Below are 16,365 nucleotides of genomic sequence, written 5' to 3'. Positions count from 1 at the left end.
GGCTCACCACCGGTCGTGCACCCGGGGGCGGACGAGTTCGTCGTAGACCTCCGCCACCGCCGCCAGTTCCCGTCGCGTCAACGGCGCCTGACCGGCCACGGCGGCGTTGCCCCGGGCCTGGGTGGCGTCCCGGGCGCCGGGAATGACCACGGTGACCCCGGGCTGGTCGACGACCCAGCGCAGCGCGAACTGGGCCATGGTGCGCCCGTCGCCGACCAGCGGCGCCAGCCGGCGTACGGCGGCCAGGCCGAGCGTGAAGTCCACGCCGGAGAAGGTCTCGCCGACGTCGAACGCCTCGCCGTGCCGGTTGTAGGTGCGGTGGTCGTCGGCGGCGAAGGTGGTGTGCTCGTCGTACCGGCCGGAGAGCAGCCCGCTGGCCAGCGGGACCCGGGCGACGATGCCGACCCCGGCGGCGGCAGCGGCCGGGAGCACCCGGTCGAGGGGCTTGTGCCGCAGCGCGTTGAGGATGATCTGGACGCTGGCCACGCCCGGTCGGGCGATGGCGGTGAGCGCCTGGTCGCAGGTCTCCACGCTCACCCCGTAGCCGGCGATCCGCTCCTCGGCGACCAGGGTGTCCAGCGCGTCGAAGACGGCGTCGTCGGCGACGACGGCGGAGGGCGGGCAGTGCAGCTGCACCAGGTCCAGGATGTCGGTGCCGAGGTTGCGCCGGGACCGGTCGGTCCACTCGCGGAAGTGCGCCACGGTGTACGCCTCGGGCGTCTGCGCGACCCGGCGGCCCATCTTGGTGGCCACGGTCAGCGCGGCGTCGGGCCGGCTGCGCAGGAACCGCCCGATGAGCTGCTCGCTGCGCCCGTCGCCGTAGACGTCCGCCGTGTCGAGGAAGGTGACCCCCGACTCGACGGCGGTGCTCAGCACGGCGGTGGCGTCGGCCTCGCTGACCGCGCCCCAGTCCGCGCCGAGCTGCCAGGCGCCCAGCCCGATCACCCCGACGTGCCGCCCCAGCCGGGGGAAGGTGCGCTGCTGCATGGGACTGAGCCTAGTGATCGCCTTGTCGTGCCGCGCGTCGGCCCGTACGGTTAACAAGACGGACGTACGGTTTGGGAGGCGACGATGTGGGATCCGACGACGTACCTGCGCTACGGCGACGAGCGCTCCCGGCCCTTCCACGACCTGCTCGCCCGGGTCCCGGCGCAGCGACCGCGCGCGGTGGTCGACCTCGGCTGCGGCCCGGGCAACCTGACCGCCACCCTCGCCCAGCGGTGGCCGGACAGCCGGGTCGCCGGCCTCGACTCCTCGCCCGAGATGATCGACCGGGCCGCCGCCACCGCCCCCGGGATCCGCTTCGCCGTGGGCGACGTGCGGCACTGGCGCCCCGCGTCCGACGTGGACGTGGTGGTCAGCAACGCCGTGCTCCAGTGGGTGCCCGGGCACCGGGAACTGCTGACCCGCTGGGTCCGGGAACTGCCCGCCGGCGCCCGGCTGGCCGTGCAGGTGCCGGGCAACTTCGACGCGCCCTCGCACCGGGCGCTGCGCGAGGTCGCCGATCGGCCGGCGTGGCGCGCCGACGTGGCGCCCCTGCTGCGCCGGCCCCCGGCCGACGACACCGCCGTCGGCTACGCGGAGCTTGTGACCGGTGCCGGCTGCGTGGTGGACGCCTGGGAGACTACCTACGTGCACCTGCTGCCGGCCCGCGCCGACGCGGACCATCCCGTGTTGAGCTGGCTGGAGGGCACCGCGCTGCGGCCAATCCGGGCGGCCCTGGACGCCGACCGCTGGTCCGACTTCCGGGCCGAGCTGGGCGTACGCCTCGCCGAGGCGTACCCGGTGCGGCACGCTCAGGTGCACTTCCCGTTCCGCCGCGTCTTCTTCGTCGCCCGCACCGGCGCCCGCGCAGAGGAGAACCTGTGACCGACCTGCAAACCTTCATTGCCGGACTGCCCAAGGTGGAGCTGCACGTGCACCACGTCGGCTCCGCCTCGCCCCGGATCGTCGCCGAGCTGGCGGCCCGCCACGAGGGCCGCAGCCCCGTGCCCGCCGACCCGGCCGCGCTCGCCGACTACTTCGCCTTCCGCGACTTCGCGCACTTCATCGAGGTCTACCTGAGCGTCGTGGACCTCATCCGCGACCCCGACGACGTCTGGCTGCTCACCCACGAGGTCGCCCGCGAGCTGGCCCGCCAGCAGGTCCGCTACGCCGAGCTGACCGTCACGCCCTACTCGCACGTGCACCGGGGGATCCCCGCGCCCGCCTTCTGCGAGGCGATCGAGGACGCCCGCAAGCGGGCCGAGGCCGACTTCGGCATCGAGCTGCGCTGGTGCTTCGACATCCCCGGCGAGGCCGGCCTGGCGGCTGCCGAGGAGACGCTGCGCATCTCCCTGGAGCAGCGCCCGGACGGGCTGATCAGCTTCGGCCTCGGCGGCCCCGAGATCGGGGTGCCCCGGCCGCAGTTCAAGCCGTACTTCGACCGGGCCCGGGCGGCCGGGCTGCGCTCGGTGCCGCACGCCGGCGAGACCACCGGTCCCGAGACCGTCTGGGACGCGCTGCGCGAGCTCGGCGCCGAGCGGATCGGGCACGGCATCTCCGCCGCCCGGGATCCGGAGCTGCTGGCGTACCTCGCCGAGCACCGCATCGGCATGGAGGTCTGCCCGACCTCCAACGTGCGTACCCGGGCGGTCGCCGCCATCGAGGAGCACCCGCTGCGGCAGCTGGTCGACGCCGGCCTGCTGGTCACCATCAACTCCGACGACCCGCCGATGTTCGGCACCACCCTCAACGACGAGTACGCCGTCGCGGCCCGGCTGCTCGACGCGGGGCCGGCGGGGCTGGCCGCGCTGGCCCGCGACGCGGTGACCGCCTCGTTCCTGGATCCGGCGGGGAAGCGGCGGATCACCGCCGAGATCGACGCCCACCTGGCCGCCACCCGCTGAGCGCGGAGAGGGGACGGCGCGCGGCGGGAGGAGGTGTGGGGGGACCGAGTCTCCCGCCGCGCGCCCGGCTCCACCGACCGGTGGGGTGCCCCGAGGCATTGGCCGGTGGAACTGATGGGTTCGGATTCGATCCTGTCAGCGCCGGCACGCCACGGCAGCGCGGTTAATTCCGATCTAAGGAAGACTTGCGCCGCCGCACAACCGGGACGGGAAAGCCGACCGACGTGCGGGCCGCCGCGTCAGTCGTCGGTGGGCCGCTGCCGGGGCCAGCGGCGGCTGCCGGTCTTCTGCTCCCGGGCCAGCCGGCCGACCAGCCCGAAGCGGCTGACCTGCCGGGGCGTCGCCTCCGGGTCGGCGAGCAGCATCACCACGCTCGCCCCGCCCAGCCGCGCCCGGTCGATGCTCACCGAGCCGTTCGCCTGCAACGACACCCGCTTGGCGATGTCGAGCCCCAGCCCCGTCGAGCCCTGGTCGCTGGCGCCCCGGCGCAGGGCCCGGTCCGGGTTGGCGATCCCCGGGCCGGCGTCGTCGATCCGGATGGCCACGTACCCGTCGCGGCGGGAGACCGCCACCTCGAACGCGGTGCCCTGCGGGGTGTAGCGGAAGACGTTGCCGATCACCGCGTCCAGCGCGGCGGCCAGCTCGGCCCGGGGCACCGGCGCGGGGATGCGCAGCTGGGCGCCGCTGACCCGGTGCGGGCGGTTCTGGTCGCCGGCCAGGGCGGCCCAGAACACCATCCGGTCGCGTACCACCTCGCTGACGTCGCACATCGCCGGCCCGGCCTCGTGCGCGACGGCCTTGCGGGTGGTCTTGATCAGCACGTCGATCTCGCCCTCGAGGGTGACGATCGCCTGCCGGATCCGCCGGATGCCCCGGCGGCGGTCCAGCTCCGCCTCGCTGAACGAGCCCACGCTGGTGTCGTCGGACTCCAGCGCCTCGGCGTCGAGCCGCAGCACCGTCAGCGGGGTACGCAGGCGGTGCGACAGGTCGGCGACCAGTTCCCGCTCGTCGGTACGGGCCGCGTCCAGCCGGTCGGCCATCCTGTTGAAGGCGTGCCCGGCCTCGGCCAGCTCCCGCGGGCCGCTCGGGTCGACGCGTACGCCCTGGTCGCCGTCGCCGATCGCGAGCGCCGCGCGGACCAGGCCCCGGGCCGAGTCGACCGCGCGGGCGGCGACCCGGTCGACCACCAGCACCGTGGCGCCCACCAGGGCGGCGGCCACCCCGAGCAGCAGCAGCCACCGGCTGTTGCCGGCCAGCGCCGACTCGGGCACGAAGACCTCGACCACGGCCGTGGTGTCGCCGAGCACCACCGGGTCCAGCCGGAGCACGCCACCCTCGACGTCGACGACCACGGAGCGTCGCTCGGCCCGCGCCCGCGCCAGGCTCGCGGCGTCGGCCCGGGCCGTGGGCTCGTCCACCCCCAGCCCGTGCACGACGGGCCGGGTGGCCGGGTCGTCGCCGCTGGCCGCCACGGCGCGCCGCACCACGGCGGGGTCGGTGCTGACGGCGAGCGCGCCCGTCACCAGCGCGCTGCGCCGGGCCGCGTCCGCGATGGCCTCCTCGCGCGCCCGGTCACCGAGACCGACGGCGAGCGGGACGAGGAACGCGAGCGCGACCAGGGTGCACATGCCGGCCGTGAGCAGGGCCAGCGACGGCCTCAGTCCGGCGCCACCAGCCGGAAGCCGACCCCCCGCACGGTGCGCAGGTAGCGCGGCTTCGCCGCGGACTCGCCCATTTTGCGGCGCAGCCAGTACAGGTGAACGTCGATGGTCTGGTCCTCGCCGACCGATGGCTGCCGCCATACCTCCTCCAGAAGTTCCCGGCGGGACACTACCCGGCCCGGCCGGGCGGCGAGATAGGCCAGCAGGTCGAATTCCTTGCGGGTCAGCGCCAGCGGCTCACCGTCGAGGTGGGCGCTGCGCTCGCCGACGTCCACCCGCAGTCCGCCGACGCTGTGCACGGCCGGCTGCACCGTCCGGCTGGCCCGCCCGGCCCGGCGCAGCACGGTGGTGATCCGCGCGTCGAGGTGCGCGCCGGTGAACGGCTTGACCATGTAGTCGTCGGCCCCGGCGCGCAGTAGGCGGACCACCGACTGCTCGTCGTCGCGGGCGGTGGCGATGATGATCGGCACGTCGGTGATGCCGCGCAGCATCCGCAGCGCGTCCGAGCCGTCGAGGTCGGGTAGCCCGAGGTCGAGCACCACGAGGTCGGGGGTCTCGGCCGCCACCCGGCGCAGCGCGTCCAGCGCCGTGCCGACGGCGTGCACGGCGTGCCCCCGGTCGGCGAGGGATCGCAGCATCGCGCCGCGTACGACGTGATCGTCTTCGACCAGGAGCACGGTGGCCACAGCAAGACCGTACTCGTGGTGGCAAGTCGATCGCGTTTGCGGCGCACGGGGCAAGGGCGCAAGCTGGTACAACGATGTCCTTCACGCTCTTTCCCGACACCCGTCTCGCGCTCGCCCGGGACTCGCTCGCCGGCCTGTCGGTCGGCGACGCGCTCGGCTCACAGTTCTTCGTCCCCGGCCGGCACCCCGGCGACCTGGCCGCCGGGAAGCTGCCCCCGCCGCCGTGGCAGTGGACCGACGACACCGAGATGGCCTGCTCCGTCGTCGCCGCCCTCGCCGACAGCGGCCGCATCGACTCCGACGCCCTCGCCACGGCCTTCGCCGAGCGCTGCGAGCCCTACCGGGGGTACGGGCCGGGCGCCGTGACCATCCTGCGGCTGATCCGCACCGGCACGCCGTGGCCGGTGGCGGCCGCCTCGGCCTTCGACGGACAGGGTTCCTGCGGCAACGGCGCGGCCATGCGGGTCGGCCCGCTGGGCGCGTGGTTCGCCGACTCCACGCCACGGGCGGCGGCGCAGGCCCGGGCGTCGGCCGAGGTGACCCACGCGCACCCCGAGGGCGTCGCCGGCGCGGTGGCGGTCGCGGTGGCCGCGTCGCTGGCCGCCCGCGCCCGCCTCGACGGCCATCGGCCCGCCCCGGCCCGGCTGCTGGCCGGCGTGACCGCCGCGCTGGACCCGACCACCGAGGTGCACCGGGGCGTACGCCGGGCGGCCGGCCTGCTCGACCGGTCGGTCCCCGAGGCCGCCGACGTGCTCGGCAACGGCTCCCGGGTCACCGCCCAGGACACCGTCGCCTTCACCTGCTGGGTCGCCGCCGTGCACCTCGACGACTACCCGGCGGCGATCCGCGCCTGCGTCGAGGCCGGCGGGGACGTCGACACCACCGCCGCGATCGTCGGGTCGGTGGTGGCCGCGCACACCGGGGTCGGTACCCCGGGCGGGGTGCCGACCGACTGGCTGGCCGCCCGCGAACCCCTGCCGGACTGGACCGGCTGACGCGCGCCGCGTCCGGCACCGACCGGCCGACGCCGCGTGCCGCGCTCAGTGTGCGGCGGCCGGCCCGCCCGGGGATCGCGCCCCGGCGTCGGCGGGAGCCGCCGGCACCTCCCGCAGCACCGACAGGTCGGCCGGGTCGGCCGGCTCGCGGCGACGCCAGCGGCTGACCAGCCAGCCGACCGCCGCGCCCCCGCCGAGGCCGGCGAGCAGCCCGGCGGCCAGCATCGCGTCCGCGTTCCCGCCCCCGGCCGCCGTCCCCGGCACGCCGCCAGCCCCGCCGGCCGCCCCCGGTACACCGTCAGCCCCGCCGGCCGGCGTTCCGGCCGCCGGGCCGCCGCCGTGTCCGGTCGTTCCGGCCCCCGGACCGGCGCCGTGTCCGTCGTGTCCGGCCGCCGCGCCGGGGGCCGCCGGCAGCAGGGTGAGCGCCGGCGCCCGGCGGGCCCCGCTCGGCCCGGCCCAGCGCACGACCGTGCCGTCGGCGTACGTCCGGATCACCTCGAAGGTGAGCCGGTCGGCCTGCGGCAGCGGCCCCATGGAGAGGGTGAGCCGGGCCGGACCGGGGGCCGCGTCGGGCATCCGGATCCAGGTCACCGCGCTGGCGACCTCGTCGACGCGGGCGGAGTGGATGCCGGCGAGGGGCTGGTCGAGCCTGCGGGAGGTGATCCGGGGCGCCCAACCGGTCACCGACATCGGGTAGACCTCGGCGATCGGGGCGTCGGCCGGCAGCCGGATCTCGATGCGCTCGGCGCGGGCGCCCGGCAGCTCGTCGGGCACCACGAACTCCAGCTTCACCGAACCGCCCTGGCGCGCCTGTGTCGGGCTGGTCGTCACGTCGGCCGCGTACGCCGGGGCGGGCCAGATCAGCACCCCGGCCGCCACCAGGACCGCCACCGTCGCCGCCCGGCGGCGGGAGCGCGTGCCGTGCATCGTCGCCATCGTCGGTCCCATCCGTCTCCACGGGGCCGGCATCGGCTCCGGCCACACCCGGTAGTTCGGATGCGGCGGCGGAAAGGTTCAACGCGACCGCCCGACCCGCCCGGGCCCGACGTCGACGGGGTGCCGCCCGTCCCACGGATCCCGGGGCGGTGGCGTCGGCCACCGTGGCGACGGAGGCGACCGATAGCATCGCAGGAGCCGAACGTTCGGCGTCATCCGTGCCGTCTGCTGGAGGAGTCACCGTGTCCGCACCCCGTACCCCCGCCGTGGCCGACCCCGTCGTCGTCGCCGCCGGGACCACGGCGGCCGACGCGGTGGCCGCGGCCGGTCTGCCCGCGTCCGGCCCGAAGGCGGTCGTGGTGGTCCGCGACCCGCAGGGCCAGCTGCGCGACCTCGACTGGGCCCCGCAGGTCGACACCGAGGTCGAGCCGGTCAGCCTCGACTCGCCGGACGGGCTCGACGTGCTGCGCCACTCGACCGCGCACGTGCTCGCCCAGGCCGTGCAGGACGTCTTCCCCGATGCCAAGCTCGGCATCGGCCCGCCCATCGAGAACGGCTTCTACTACGACTTCGCCGTCGACAAGCCGTTCCAGCCGGACGACCTCGGCAAGCTCGAGAAGCGGATGCAGGAGATCGTCAAGTCCGGCCAGCGGTTCCGCCGCCGTCGCTTCGGCAGCCTCGACGAGGCGAAGGCCGAGCTGGCCGCCGAACCGTTCAAGCTGGAGCTCATCGACGTCAAGGGCGAAGGGCTGGACACCTCCGAGGTGATGGAGGTGGGCGGCGGCGAGCTGACCATCTACGACAACCTCGCCGCCAACGAGGACAAGGTCTGCTGGTCGGACCTGTGCCGGGGCCCGCACCTGCCGAACACCCGGCTCATCGGCGCGTTCAAGCTGATGCGCTCGGCCGCCGCGTACTGGCGGGGTTCGGAGAAGAACCCGCAGCTCCAGCGGGTCTACGGCACCGCCTGGCCGACCCGCGACGAGCTGAAGGCGTACCTGAAGCTGCTCGAGGAGGCCGCGCGGCGCGACCACCGCAAGCTCGGCGCGGACCTGGACCTGTTCAGCTTCCCCGACGAGATCGGCTCGGGCCTGCCGGTCTTCCACCCCAAGGGCGGTGTGATCAAGCGGGAGATGGAGGACTACGTCCGGGCCCGCCACATCGAGGAGGGCTTCCAGTACGTCGGGACCCCGCACATCTCGAAGGAAGGTCTCTTCCACACCTCGGGTCACCTGCCGTACTACGCCGACGGGATGTTCCCGCCCATCGAGTTCGAGGGCGCCGACTACTACCTCAAGGCGATGAACTGCCCGATGCACAACCTGATCTTCCGCTCGCGCGGGCGCTCCTACCGGGAGCTGCCGATGCGGCTGTTCGAGTTCGGGTCGGTGTACCGGTACGAGAAGTCCGGCGTCATCCACGGCCTGACCCGGGTGCGCGGCTTCACCCAGGACGACTCGCACTCGTACTGCACGAAGGAGCAGGCGCCGGGCGAGGTGAAGCACCTGCTGAACTTCGTGCTCGGCCTGCTGAAGGACTTCGGCATCGACGACTTCTACCTGGAGCTGTCGACGCGCGACGAGTCCAAGCCGGAGAAGTTCGTCGGCACCGAGGAGGACTGGGCGACGGCGACCGCCGTGCTGGAGGAGTGCGCCCGGGAGACCGGGCTGGACCTCGTGCCGGACCCGGGCGGCGCGGCCTTCTACGGCCCGAAGATCTCCGTGCAGGCGAAGGACGCGATCGGCCGCACCTGGCAGATGTCCACCATCCAGTACGACTTCAACCAGCCCAAGGGCTTCGGGCTGGAGTACCAGGCGGCGGACGGCACCCGGCAGCAGCCGGTCATGATCCACTGCGCGAAGTTCGGCTCGATCGAGCGCTTCGTCGGCGTGCTCACCGAGCACTACGCGGGCGCGTTCCCGGCCTGGCTGGCCCCGGTGCAGGTGGTCGGCATCCCGATCCGCGAGGACCACACCGACTACCTGCACGACTTCGTCGCCACCCTGCGGGCCGAGGGCGTCCGCGCCCAGGTCGACGCGGGCGACGACCGGATGCAGAAGAAGATCCGCACCGCCCAGCAGCAGAAGGTCCCGTTCATGGTCATCGCCGGCGACGACGACGTGGCCGCGGGCACCGTCTCGTTCCGCTACCGGGACGGCTCGCAGCGCAACGGGGTGCCGGTCGCCGACGCCGTGGCCCACGTGCTGGACGTGGTCGGCTCCCGGACGAACGCCGGGCCGTCCGCCGCCTGACCCGCCACGCACCGAAGGCCCCCCGCGCGGGGGGCCTTCGTCGACTGTCGTCGGGCGTCAGATTCCGCAGGTCGGCGCGGACCAGCCGCCGACCGCCCCGACGTGGGTGTGGTCGTTGTGACCCGGGTAGCCGGGGCCGAGGATGTTGCCGAAGCCGTGGTAGCGGGCCTGCTGGGCGAGCCGGCAGAACGAGGGCGACCCGACGAGGTCGACGCCGTCGCCGTAGAGGTGCCGGCTGTTGGAGGCTCCGCCGACCGCGCTGTTGCAGGAGTAGCTGCGGAAGCCGCTGCTGATGTTGATCGACACGCTGCCGAGGGCCTTGCGCATGGCCTGGAGCTTCCACATCGACACGAGGGCGTTGAACCGGGCGGTGCTCGCGGAGACCGCGCCACCGGACCAGGTGCTGTTGCACCGGTTCAGCTCCGCGTAGCTGAAGTTGACCGGGGTGCAGTCGTTGTCCTGCAACGCGTAGAGCTGGTTGAAGGTCTGCGGGCCGGCCGCGCCGTCCGCGCTCAGGCCGTACGCCTGCTGGAAGCGGATGACGGCCGAGCGGGTGGCCGGGCCGAACGACCCGTCGAGGGCGAGCACCCCGCCGTATCCCGGATAGCCGGCGAGCCGGATCTGGAGCTGCCGGACGTCCTCGCCCGTCGCGCCCTGTGTCAGGACCCGTCCCCAGGTGTAGCAGCCGTCGGCCTGCGCGGCGCTGCTCGTCGCCACGACCCCGACGAGGGTGGTGACCGCGGCGAGGGTGCAGGCGGCGAACGCCCGGCCGATCCGGCGGAGTGCGGTTCTCACGGTGTCTCCCATCGACGGGGGATGATGTATGCGGATGGATTCTTCATTCACGTCCATCATTTGGTCAAGAACTTTCACCCCCTATCCGTCCCCCTGAACGCACCCCGACCCCCAGAGGTCGTCGGGGTCGGGACGCGGGCCCGCGTACGGCATCGGGAGCGGCACCCGCCGGGAACGTAGGATCGGTGGCGTGACTGGGGTGGAACGGCACGCGGACAGCGGCATGGCCGACGGCCTGGAGCGGCTCTGGACTCCGCACCGGATGACCTACATCTCCGGGGAGGACCGGCCCGAGGGCGGCTACGAGCGGCCCGCCGGCTGCCCGTTCTGCCGGGCGCCCGGGCTCGCGGCGCAGGAGAGCCTGGTGGTGGCCCGGGGCGAGCACGTCTTCGCGGTGCTCAACCTCTATCCCTACAACCCCGGGCACCTGCTGGTCTGCCCCTACCGGCACGTAGCCGACTACACCGAGCTGGACCTGGCCGAGACCACCGAGCTGGCGGCGTTCACCCAGACCGCCATGCGGGTGGTGCGCAAGGTCAGCAACGCGCACGGCTTCAACCTGGGCATGAACCAGGGTGGCGTGGCCGGCGCGGGCATCGCCGCACACCTGCACCAGCACGTGGTGCCCCGCTGGGGCGGGGACGCCAACTTCATGCCCGTCATCGGGCGGACGAAGGTGCTGCCCCAACTGCTCACCGACACCCGCGACCTGTTCACCCGGGCCTGGCCGACCTGACCGGCCCGCCCGGCCGACGTGGACGGTCGGGGCGGCGGTGAACTTCTCACCCCGGGGCGGGGCGCGAGGTGGCACGATCTGGCGATGGCAGTGACGACGCGGACGTTGGGCCGCAGCGGCATCGAGGTCAGCGCCCTCGGCATGGGGTGCTGGGCGATCGGCGGCCCCTGGGCCGAGGGCGCCCGTCCGCTGGGCTGGGGCGCGGTCGACGACGACGAGTCGGTCCGGGCGGTCCGGCACGCACTCGACCTCGGGGTGACGCTCTTCGACACCGCCGACACCTACGGGGCCGGGCACGGGGAGCGGGTGCTCGGCCGGGCCCTCGCCGGCCGACGCGACGAGGCTGTCGTCGCCACCAAGTGGGGCTACACCTTCGACGAGGCCGCCCGCCAGGCCACCGGCGAGGACGCCTCCCCGGCGTACCTGCGGCAGGCCGTCGCGCACTCGCTGCGCCGGCTGGGCACCGACCGGATCGACCTCTACCAGCTGCACCTCGCGGACCTGCCGGTGCCCCGCGCCGAGGCGCTCGTGGGAACCCTGGAGGACCTGGTCACCGAAGGTCTGATCCGGGCGTACGGCTGGAGCACCGACCGCCCCGACCGGGCCGCCGCGTTCGGCCAGGGCGCCCGGCACGCCACCGCCGTGCAGCACACGCTGTCGGTGCTCCGGGACGCCCCCGAACTGCTCGCCGTCTGCGACAAGTACGACCTCGCAAGCGTCAACCGGGCACCGCTGGGCATGGGGCTGCTCTCCGGCAAGTACGCGGCCGGCACCACGCTGCCCCGGGACGACGTACGTGGAGCCGCCCCCGGCTGGTTGGAGTGGTTCCGGGGCGGGCGGCCGGCGCCGGAGTGGCTGCGCCGCGTGGCCGCCGTGCGCGCCGCGCTGACCGCCGACGGGCGGACCCTGGCGCAGGGCGCACTCGGGTGGCTCTGGGCGCGTAGCGCCCGTACGGTCCCGATTCCCGGCTGCCGCACCGTGGCCCAGGTGGCGGAGAACGCCGGCGCTCTGCACCGAGGCCCGCTGCCCGCCGACCAGTTCGCCGAGGTGGAGCGCCAGCTGGCCGCGCTGCGCTCGGCCGCCCTCCGCGACGCCGACCGCCCCCACTGGCCGACCCCGACGCTGCCCACCGCCCGCCCCTGACGGGGGTGTCGGGTCGGTATGCCCCACCCGGAACACAACCGCGGGGCACGACCGTGACTGGCTACGCCGGACCTCGACGGCCGGCGGTGTGGTCCCTAGCCCCGACACCACAGAGGTATTTTTATGCCCCCCAGGTATCAGCGTTCTCGTGGCGGTGGTTCAGTCAGCGTCACGCCGTTAGGACTGCGATCGGCCCCACCGCTTCCGAGACACGCCCCAACCAACCTGCCTGGGCAGTACACCTAGGGGTGGGTGAGGGTGGTGCGGAGCTGGTCGGCGAGGTGGGCGGGCATCGGGTCGTAGCGGACGAAGTGGCGGCGGAACGTGCCGGTGCCCGAGGTCATCGAGCGCAGCTCGGCTGCGTAGCGGAGCAGTTCCGTGGCGGGTACCTCGGCGCGGACCACGGTGCGCCCCTCCGCCTCGGCGTCGGCTTCGGTGCCGAGCACCCGGCCGCGTCGGCCGGACAGGTCGCCCATCACGGCGCCCACCGAGGAGTCGGGCACCCGGACCAGCACCTCGTCGACCGGCTCCAGCAGCGCCGGCTGGCCCTTCTCGGCGGCGTCGCGCAGGGCGAGCGCCCCGGCGGTCTGGAAGGCCGCGTCGGAGGAGTCGACGCTGTGCGCCTTGCCGTCGACGAGGGTCACCCGCAGGTCCACCACCGGGTGGCCGGCGACGAGGCCGCGCGCCATCTGGGCGCGTACGCCCTTCTCGACGGAGGGGACGTAGTTGTGCGGCACCGCCCCGCCGACGACCCGGTCGACGAACTCGAAGCCGGCGCCGGGCGGCAGCGGCTCGACCTCGATGTCGCAGACGGCGTACTGGCCGTGGCCGCCGGACTGCTTGACGTGCCGGCCGTGTCCCGTGGCCGGTACGGTCAGCGTCTCGCGCAGCGCGATCTTGACCGGCTCGGTGTCGAGCTGCACCCCGCCGGCGCGCAGGCGCTCCAGCACCACGTCGGCGTGTGCCTCGCCCATGCACCAGAGCACCAGCTGGTGGGTCTCCGGGTTGCGCTCCAGCCGCAGGGTCGGGTCGGCGGCGACGAGGCGGGCCAGGTTGCGCGCCAGGGCGTCCTCGTCGGCGCGGCTGTGGGCCACGACGGCCACCGGCAGCAGCGGCTCGGGCATCTCCCAGGGGGCGATCAGCAGCGGGTCGTCCTTGGCGGAGATGGTGTCGCCGGTCTCCGCGCTGCCCGACTTGGTGAGCGCGCAGATGTCGCCGGCAACGCAGGCGCCCACCTCGCGCAGGCTCGCGCCCAGCGGCGTGTAGACGTGGCCGACCCGCTCGTCGGCGTCGTGGTCGGGGTGGCCCCGCTCGGCCATCCCGTGCCCGGAGACGTGCACGGTCTGCTCGGGCCGCAGCGTGCCGGAGAAGACCCGCACCAGGGACACCCGGCCGACGTGGCGGTCCACGGTCGTCTTGACCACCTCGGCGACCAGCGGGCCGTCGGGGTCGCAGGTCAGCGGCGGCCGGGGGGAGCCGTCCACCCCGGCGACGGCGGGCAGCTCGTGCTCCAGCGGCGAGGGGAAGCCGGCGGTGAGCACCTCCAGCAGCGCGTCCAGCCCCACGCCGGTCGCGGCGCAGACCGGCACCACCGGATAGAAGTGGCCGCGGGCGACCGCCTTCTCCAGGTCCTCGACGAGCACGTCGGTGCCGATCTCCTCGCCCGAGAGGTAGCGGTCCATCAGGGACTCGTCCTCGCTCTCGGCGATGATCCCCTCGATCAGCTCGTCGCGGGACTCGACGATGGCGGGCAGGTGCTCCGGGTCCGGCTCGCGCACCTGCGCCGGCAGGCCGGCGGTGTAGTCGAAGACCCGGCGGGTGATCAGGCCGAGCAGGCCGACGGTGGAGACCCCGTCGTCGCCGAGCATCGGCAGGTAGAGCGGAAGCACGTTGTCGCCGAAGACGCGCTGGCACAGCGCCACGGCCTCGTCGAAGTCGGCGCGTGGGTGGTCCAGCCGGGCCACGGCGACCGCCCGGGGCATGTCGACGGCCGCGCACTCCTCCCAGAGGGCGGCGGTGGCGGCATCCATGCCGTCGACGGCGGAGACCACGAACAGCGCCGCGTCGGCGGCCCGCAGCCCCGCCCGCAGTTCGCCCACGAAGTCGGCGTAGCCGGGGGTGTCGAGCAGGTTGACCTTGATCCCGTCGTGCAGCAGCGGAGCGCAGGCCAGGCTGACCGAGCGCTGCTGGCGTACGGCTGCGGGGTCGTGGTCGCAGACGGTGGTGCCGGCGGCGACGTCGCCGGCCCGGGCGATGGTGCCGCTCGCGGCGAGCAGCGCCTCCACCAGCGTGGTCTTGCCCGCGCCGGAGTGCCCGACGAGCACCACGTTGCGGATCCTGCCGGGCTCGGTCGCCACCGGCGCGTCGCCGGCGGCCCCCTTCTCCTGACTCTTCTGCGCCATGGGGCGCACCTCCCTCAGCCGTGGTTGGTGGCGACCGCCGCGCGCGACGGGGAAGCGGCCCGGTCGGGTTCCGCGGCGACATCCTCCGGTGCGGTGCCGGGTTGCGGGTAATCAACGGGCGGGCGGGTGAGCTGGCTCACGTCCCTGGCTCGATCTCACACCCGATCCGGGGCCGGCACAAGGCTCCGTTTCCGCGGGTCGCCGGACCGGCCGTACCGCTGCTGACACGCCGACCGTTATCGTGGGACCGCCATGGCGAAGATCTTCCAAGTGTCGGCCCGCGCGGGGATGACCCGCGTCGTCGAGCCGGTCGCACGCCGCCTGCTCCGAGCGGGCGTAACTCCCAACGCGGTCACCGTGGCGGGCACCCTCGGGGTGCTCGTCGGCGCGCTCGGCTTCGGTGCCCGCGGTCATCTGGTCGCCGGGGCCCTGATAGTCACCTTCTTCGCGCTCACCGACCTGCTCGACGGGACGATGGCCCGGATGAGCGGGGGCGCCACGAAGTTCGGGGCGTTCCTCGACTCGAGCATGGACCGGGTGGCCGACAGCGCCGTCTTCGGCGCCGTTGCGTACTGGCTGGCCACCCAGCACCAGTACTCCGGCGTGGCCGCCGCGCTGCTCTGCCTGGCCGCCGGCGGGCTGGTCTCCTACGTCAAGGCCCGCGCCGAGGGGCTCGGCATGACCTGCAACGTGGGCTTCGCCGAGCGCACCGAGCGGCTGCTCATCGTCGGCGTCGGCGGGCTGCTCACCGGCTTCAACGTCGACCCCGCGCTGGAGATCGCGCTGTGGCTGCTCGCCGCCGTGTCGATCTTCACCGTCGGCCAGCGGATGGCGCACGTCTACCGCCAGGCCCAGCGGGTGCACACCCCGGGCGGACAGGGGTGAGCGCGACACGCGCCGGTCGGCCGTGGCCGGGGGGCCGGCGCCGGTGAACCTCACCGAGCTCGGCTACTTCGCCGGGTGGCGCGTCATCCGCGCGCTGCCCCGGTCCGTCGCGGCGGCGGCGTTCCGGGCGGGTGCCGACCGCGCCCACCGTCGCGGCGGCGGCGGTACGGCCCGACTGCGCGCGAACCTGCGCCGGGTGGTCGGCCCCGACCTGCCGGAGGCCGAGCTCGACGAGCTGGTGCGCCGTGGCCTGCGCTCGTACGCCCGGTACTGGCTGGAGGCGTTCCGGCTGCCCGCGCTCAGCCGGGCGGAGATCCTGGCCGGCTTCCGGCTCGACGGCGAGGAGAAGCTCGCCGCCGACGTGGCGGCCGGCCGGGGCGCGGTGGTGGCGCTGCCGCACGCCGGCAACTGGGACGCCGCCGGCGCCTGGGTCGCGGCGACCGGCTGGCCGATCACCACCGTCGCCGAGCGGCTCAAGCCCGAGGGCGTCTACCAGCGGTTCCTCGCCTTCCGCCGGAGCCTGGGCATGGAGATCCTGCCCACCCACGGCGGGGAGCGCAACGCGTTCGACGTGCTGGTCGACCGGGTCCGGGCCGGCACGGTGGTGCCCCTGCTGGCCGACCGCGACCTCTCCGCGCGGGGCGTGGAGGTCGAGTTCTTCGGCCACCGCACCCGGATGCCTCCGGGCCCGGCCCTGCTCGCGCTGCGTACGCAGGCGCCCCTCTACGTCGCCTCGATGTGGTATGAAGCGGACGCGGCGTGCGCGTCGATCGAGGGCCCGCTGCCGCTGCCCGGCCCGGAGGAGGGGCCGCTCGACCAGCGGGTCCGGTCGCTGACCCAGCGGATCGCCGACGGTCTGGCGGCGGGCATCGCCCGGCATCCGGAAGACTGGCACATGTTGCAGCGGATGTGGCTGGACCAGCACGGCAGGGGTGGCGGCCCGACCCTGCCCTCCCCGGCCGCCGGACAGGCGTAAGGGAGGCGTT

At 74.5% G+C, this 16,365-nt stretch carries 14 protein-coding genes; 8 read left to right on the top strand and 6 right to left on the bottom strand.

Annotated elements, in window-relative coordinates; genetic code table 11:
• Positions 1-3 precede the first annotated feature (3 nt).
• The gene (locus GA0070610_RS17625) at positions 4-987 is read right to left on the bottom strand and encodes an aldo/keto reductase (protein WP_089001053.1); all 984 of its coding nucleotides are present in this window, start codon (positions 985-987) and stop codon (positions 4-6) included.
• 84 nt (positions 988-1,071) lie between these two features.
• Here GA0070610_RS17625 and GA0070610_RS17620 point away from each other — a divergent pair, with 84 nt between their 5' ends.
• Both GA0070610_RS17620 and GA0070610_RS17615 read left to right on the top strand, forming a co-directional pair.
• On the top strand, positions 1,072-1,869 hold the full coding sequence (locus GA0070610_RS17620; protein ID WP_089001052.1) for a trans-aconitate 2-methyltransferase: 798 nt from the start codon (positions 1,072-1,074) through the stop codon (positions 1,867-1,869).
• Positions 1,866-2,888: an adenosine deaminase gene (locus GA0070610_RS17615; protein ID WP_089001051.1), complete on the top strand. Its 1,023-nt coding sequence runs from the start codon at positions 1,866-1,868 to the stop codon at positions 2,886-2,888. Before GA0070610_RS17620 ends, GA0070610_RS17615 begins: the two co-directional genes overlap by 4 nt.
• A gap of 239 nt (positions 2,889-3,127) precedes the next feature.
• Here the strand turns inward: GA0070610_RS17615 and GA0070610_RS17610 are convergent, their stop codons facing one another.
• Positions 3,128-4,516: a HAMP domain-containing sensor histidine kinase gene (locus GA0070610_RS17610; RefSeq protein ID WP_172896545.1), complete on the bottom strand. Its 1,389-nt coding sequence runs from the start codon at positions 4,514-4,516 to the stop codon at positions 3,128-3,130.
• A gap of 29 nt (positions 4,517-4,545) precedes the next feature.
• The gene (locus GA0070610_RS17605; RefSeq protein ID WP_089001050.1) at positions 4,546-5,235 is read right to left on the bottom strand and encodes a response regulator transcription factor; all 690 of its coding nucleotides are present in this window, start codon (positions 5,233-5,235) and stop codon (positions 4,546-4,548) included.
• 74 nt (positions 5,236-5,309) lie between these two features.
• On the opposite strand from GA0070610_RS17605, the gene GA0070610_RS17600 reads away from it, so the two are divergent.
• A complete protein-coding gene (locus GA0070610_RS17600) occupies positions 5,310-6,230 on the top strand; it encodes an ADP-ribosylglycohydrolase family protein (RefSeq protein ID WP_089001049.1) in 921 nt (306 codons plus the stop codon).
• 45 nt (positions 6,231-6,275) lie between these two features.
• On the opposite strand, the gene GA0070610_RS17595 is transcribed toward GA0070610_RS17600, so the two are convergent.
• Positions 6,276-7,178 (bottom strand): DUF1775 domain-containing protein, encoded by a 903-nt coding sequence (locus tag GA0070610_RS17595; RefSeq protein WP_172896544.1) that lies wholly within the window; start codon positions 7,176-7,178, stop codon positions 6,276-6,278.
• Between the two features lie 230 nt (positions 7,179-7,408).
• On the opposite strand from GA0070610_RS17595, the gene thrS reads away from it, so the two are divergent.
• Positions 7,409-9,418: a threonine--tRNA ligase gene (gene thrS, locus GA0070610_RS17590; RefSeq protein WP_089001047.1), complete on the top strand. Its 2,010-nt coding sequence runs from the start codon at positions 7,409-7,411 to the stop codon at positions 9,416-9,418.
• Positions 9,419-9,475: 57 nt separating this feature from the next.
• Here the strand turns inward: thrS and GA0070610_RS17585 are convergent, their stop codons facing one another.
• Positions 9,476-10,225: a D-Ala-D-Ala carboxypeptidase family metallohydrolase gene (locus GA0070610_RS17585; protein ID WP_089001046.1), complete on the bottom strand. Its 750-nt coding sequence runs from the start codon at positions 10,223-10,225 to the stop codon at positions 9,476-9,478.
• Between the two features lie 211 nt (positions 10,226-10,436).
• Here GA0070610_RS17585 and GA0070610_RS17580 point away from each other — a divergent pair, with 211 nt between their 5' ends.
• Positions 10,437-10,949 carry an HIT family protein gene (locus GA0070610_RS17580; protein ID WP_172896686.1) on the top strand — a complete coding sequence of 171 codons (513 nt, stop codon included), beginning with the start codon at positions 10,437-10,439 and terminating at the stop codon, positions 10,947-10,949.
• 84 nt (positions 10,950-11,033) lie between these two features.
• On the top strand, positions 11,034-12,092 hold the full coding sequence (locus GA0070610_RS17575) for an aldo/keto reductase (protein ID WP_089001044.1): 1,059 nt from the start codon (positions 11,034-11,036) through the stop codon (positions 12,090-12,092).
• A gap of 242 nt (positions 12,093-12,334) precedes the next feature.
• On the opposite strand, the gene GA0070610_RS17570 is transcribed toward GA0070610_RS17575, so the two are convergent.
• On the bottom strand, positions 12,335-14,494 hold the full coding sequence (locus GA0070610_RS17570) for an elongation factor G-like protein EF-G2 (RefSeq protein ID WP_089001043.1): 2,160 nt from the start codon (positions 14,492-14,494) through the stop codon (positions 12,335-12,337).
• Between the two features lie 252 nt (positions 14,495-14,746).
• Between GA0070610_RS17570 and pgsA the strand changes: the two genes are divergently transcribed.
• Together pgsA and GA0070610_RS17560 are read left to right on the top strand one after the other, a co-directional pair.
• Positions 14,747-15,379 (top strand): phosphatidylinositol phosphate synthase, encoded by a 633-nt coding sequence (gene pgsA, locus GA0070610_RS17565; RefSeq protein WP_089001042.1) that lies wholly within the window; start codon positions 14,747-14,749, stop codon positions 15,377-15,379.
• A 43-nt stretch (positions 15,380-15,422) separates the two neighbouring features.
• Positions 15,423-16,355 carry a phosphatidylinositol mannoside acyltransferase gene (locus GA0070610_RS17560; RefSeq protein WP_089003574.1) on the top strand — a complete coding sequence of 311 codons (933 nt, stop codon included), beginning with the start codon at positions 15,423-15,425 and terminating at the stop codon, positions 16,353-16,355.
• Positions 16,356-16,365 lie beyond the last annotated feature (10 nt).

Source organism: Micromonospora echinofusca (assembly GCF_900091445.1).
GTDB classification, from domain to species: Bacteria; Actinomycetota; Actinomycetes; order Mycobacteriales; family Micromonosporaceae; genus Micromonospora; species Micromonospora echinofusca.
The sequence above is the reverse complement of the archived record's forward strand: the minus strand, read 5'-3'. Positions and strand labels throughout refer to the sequence as shown.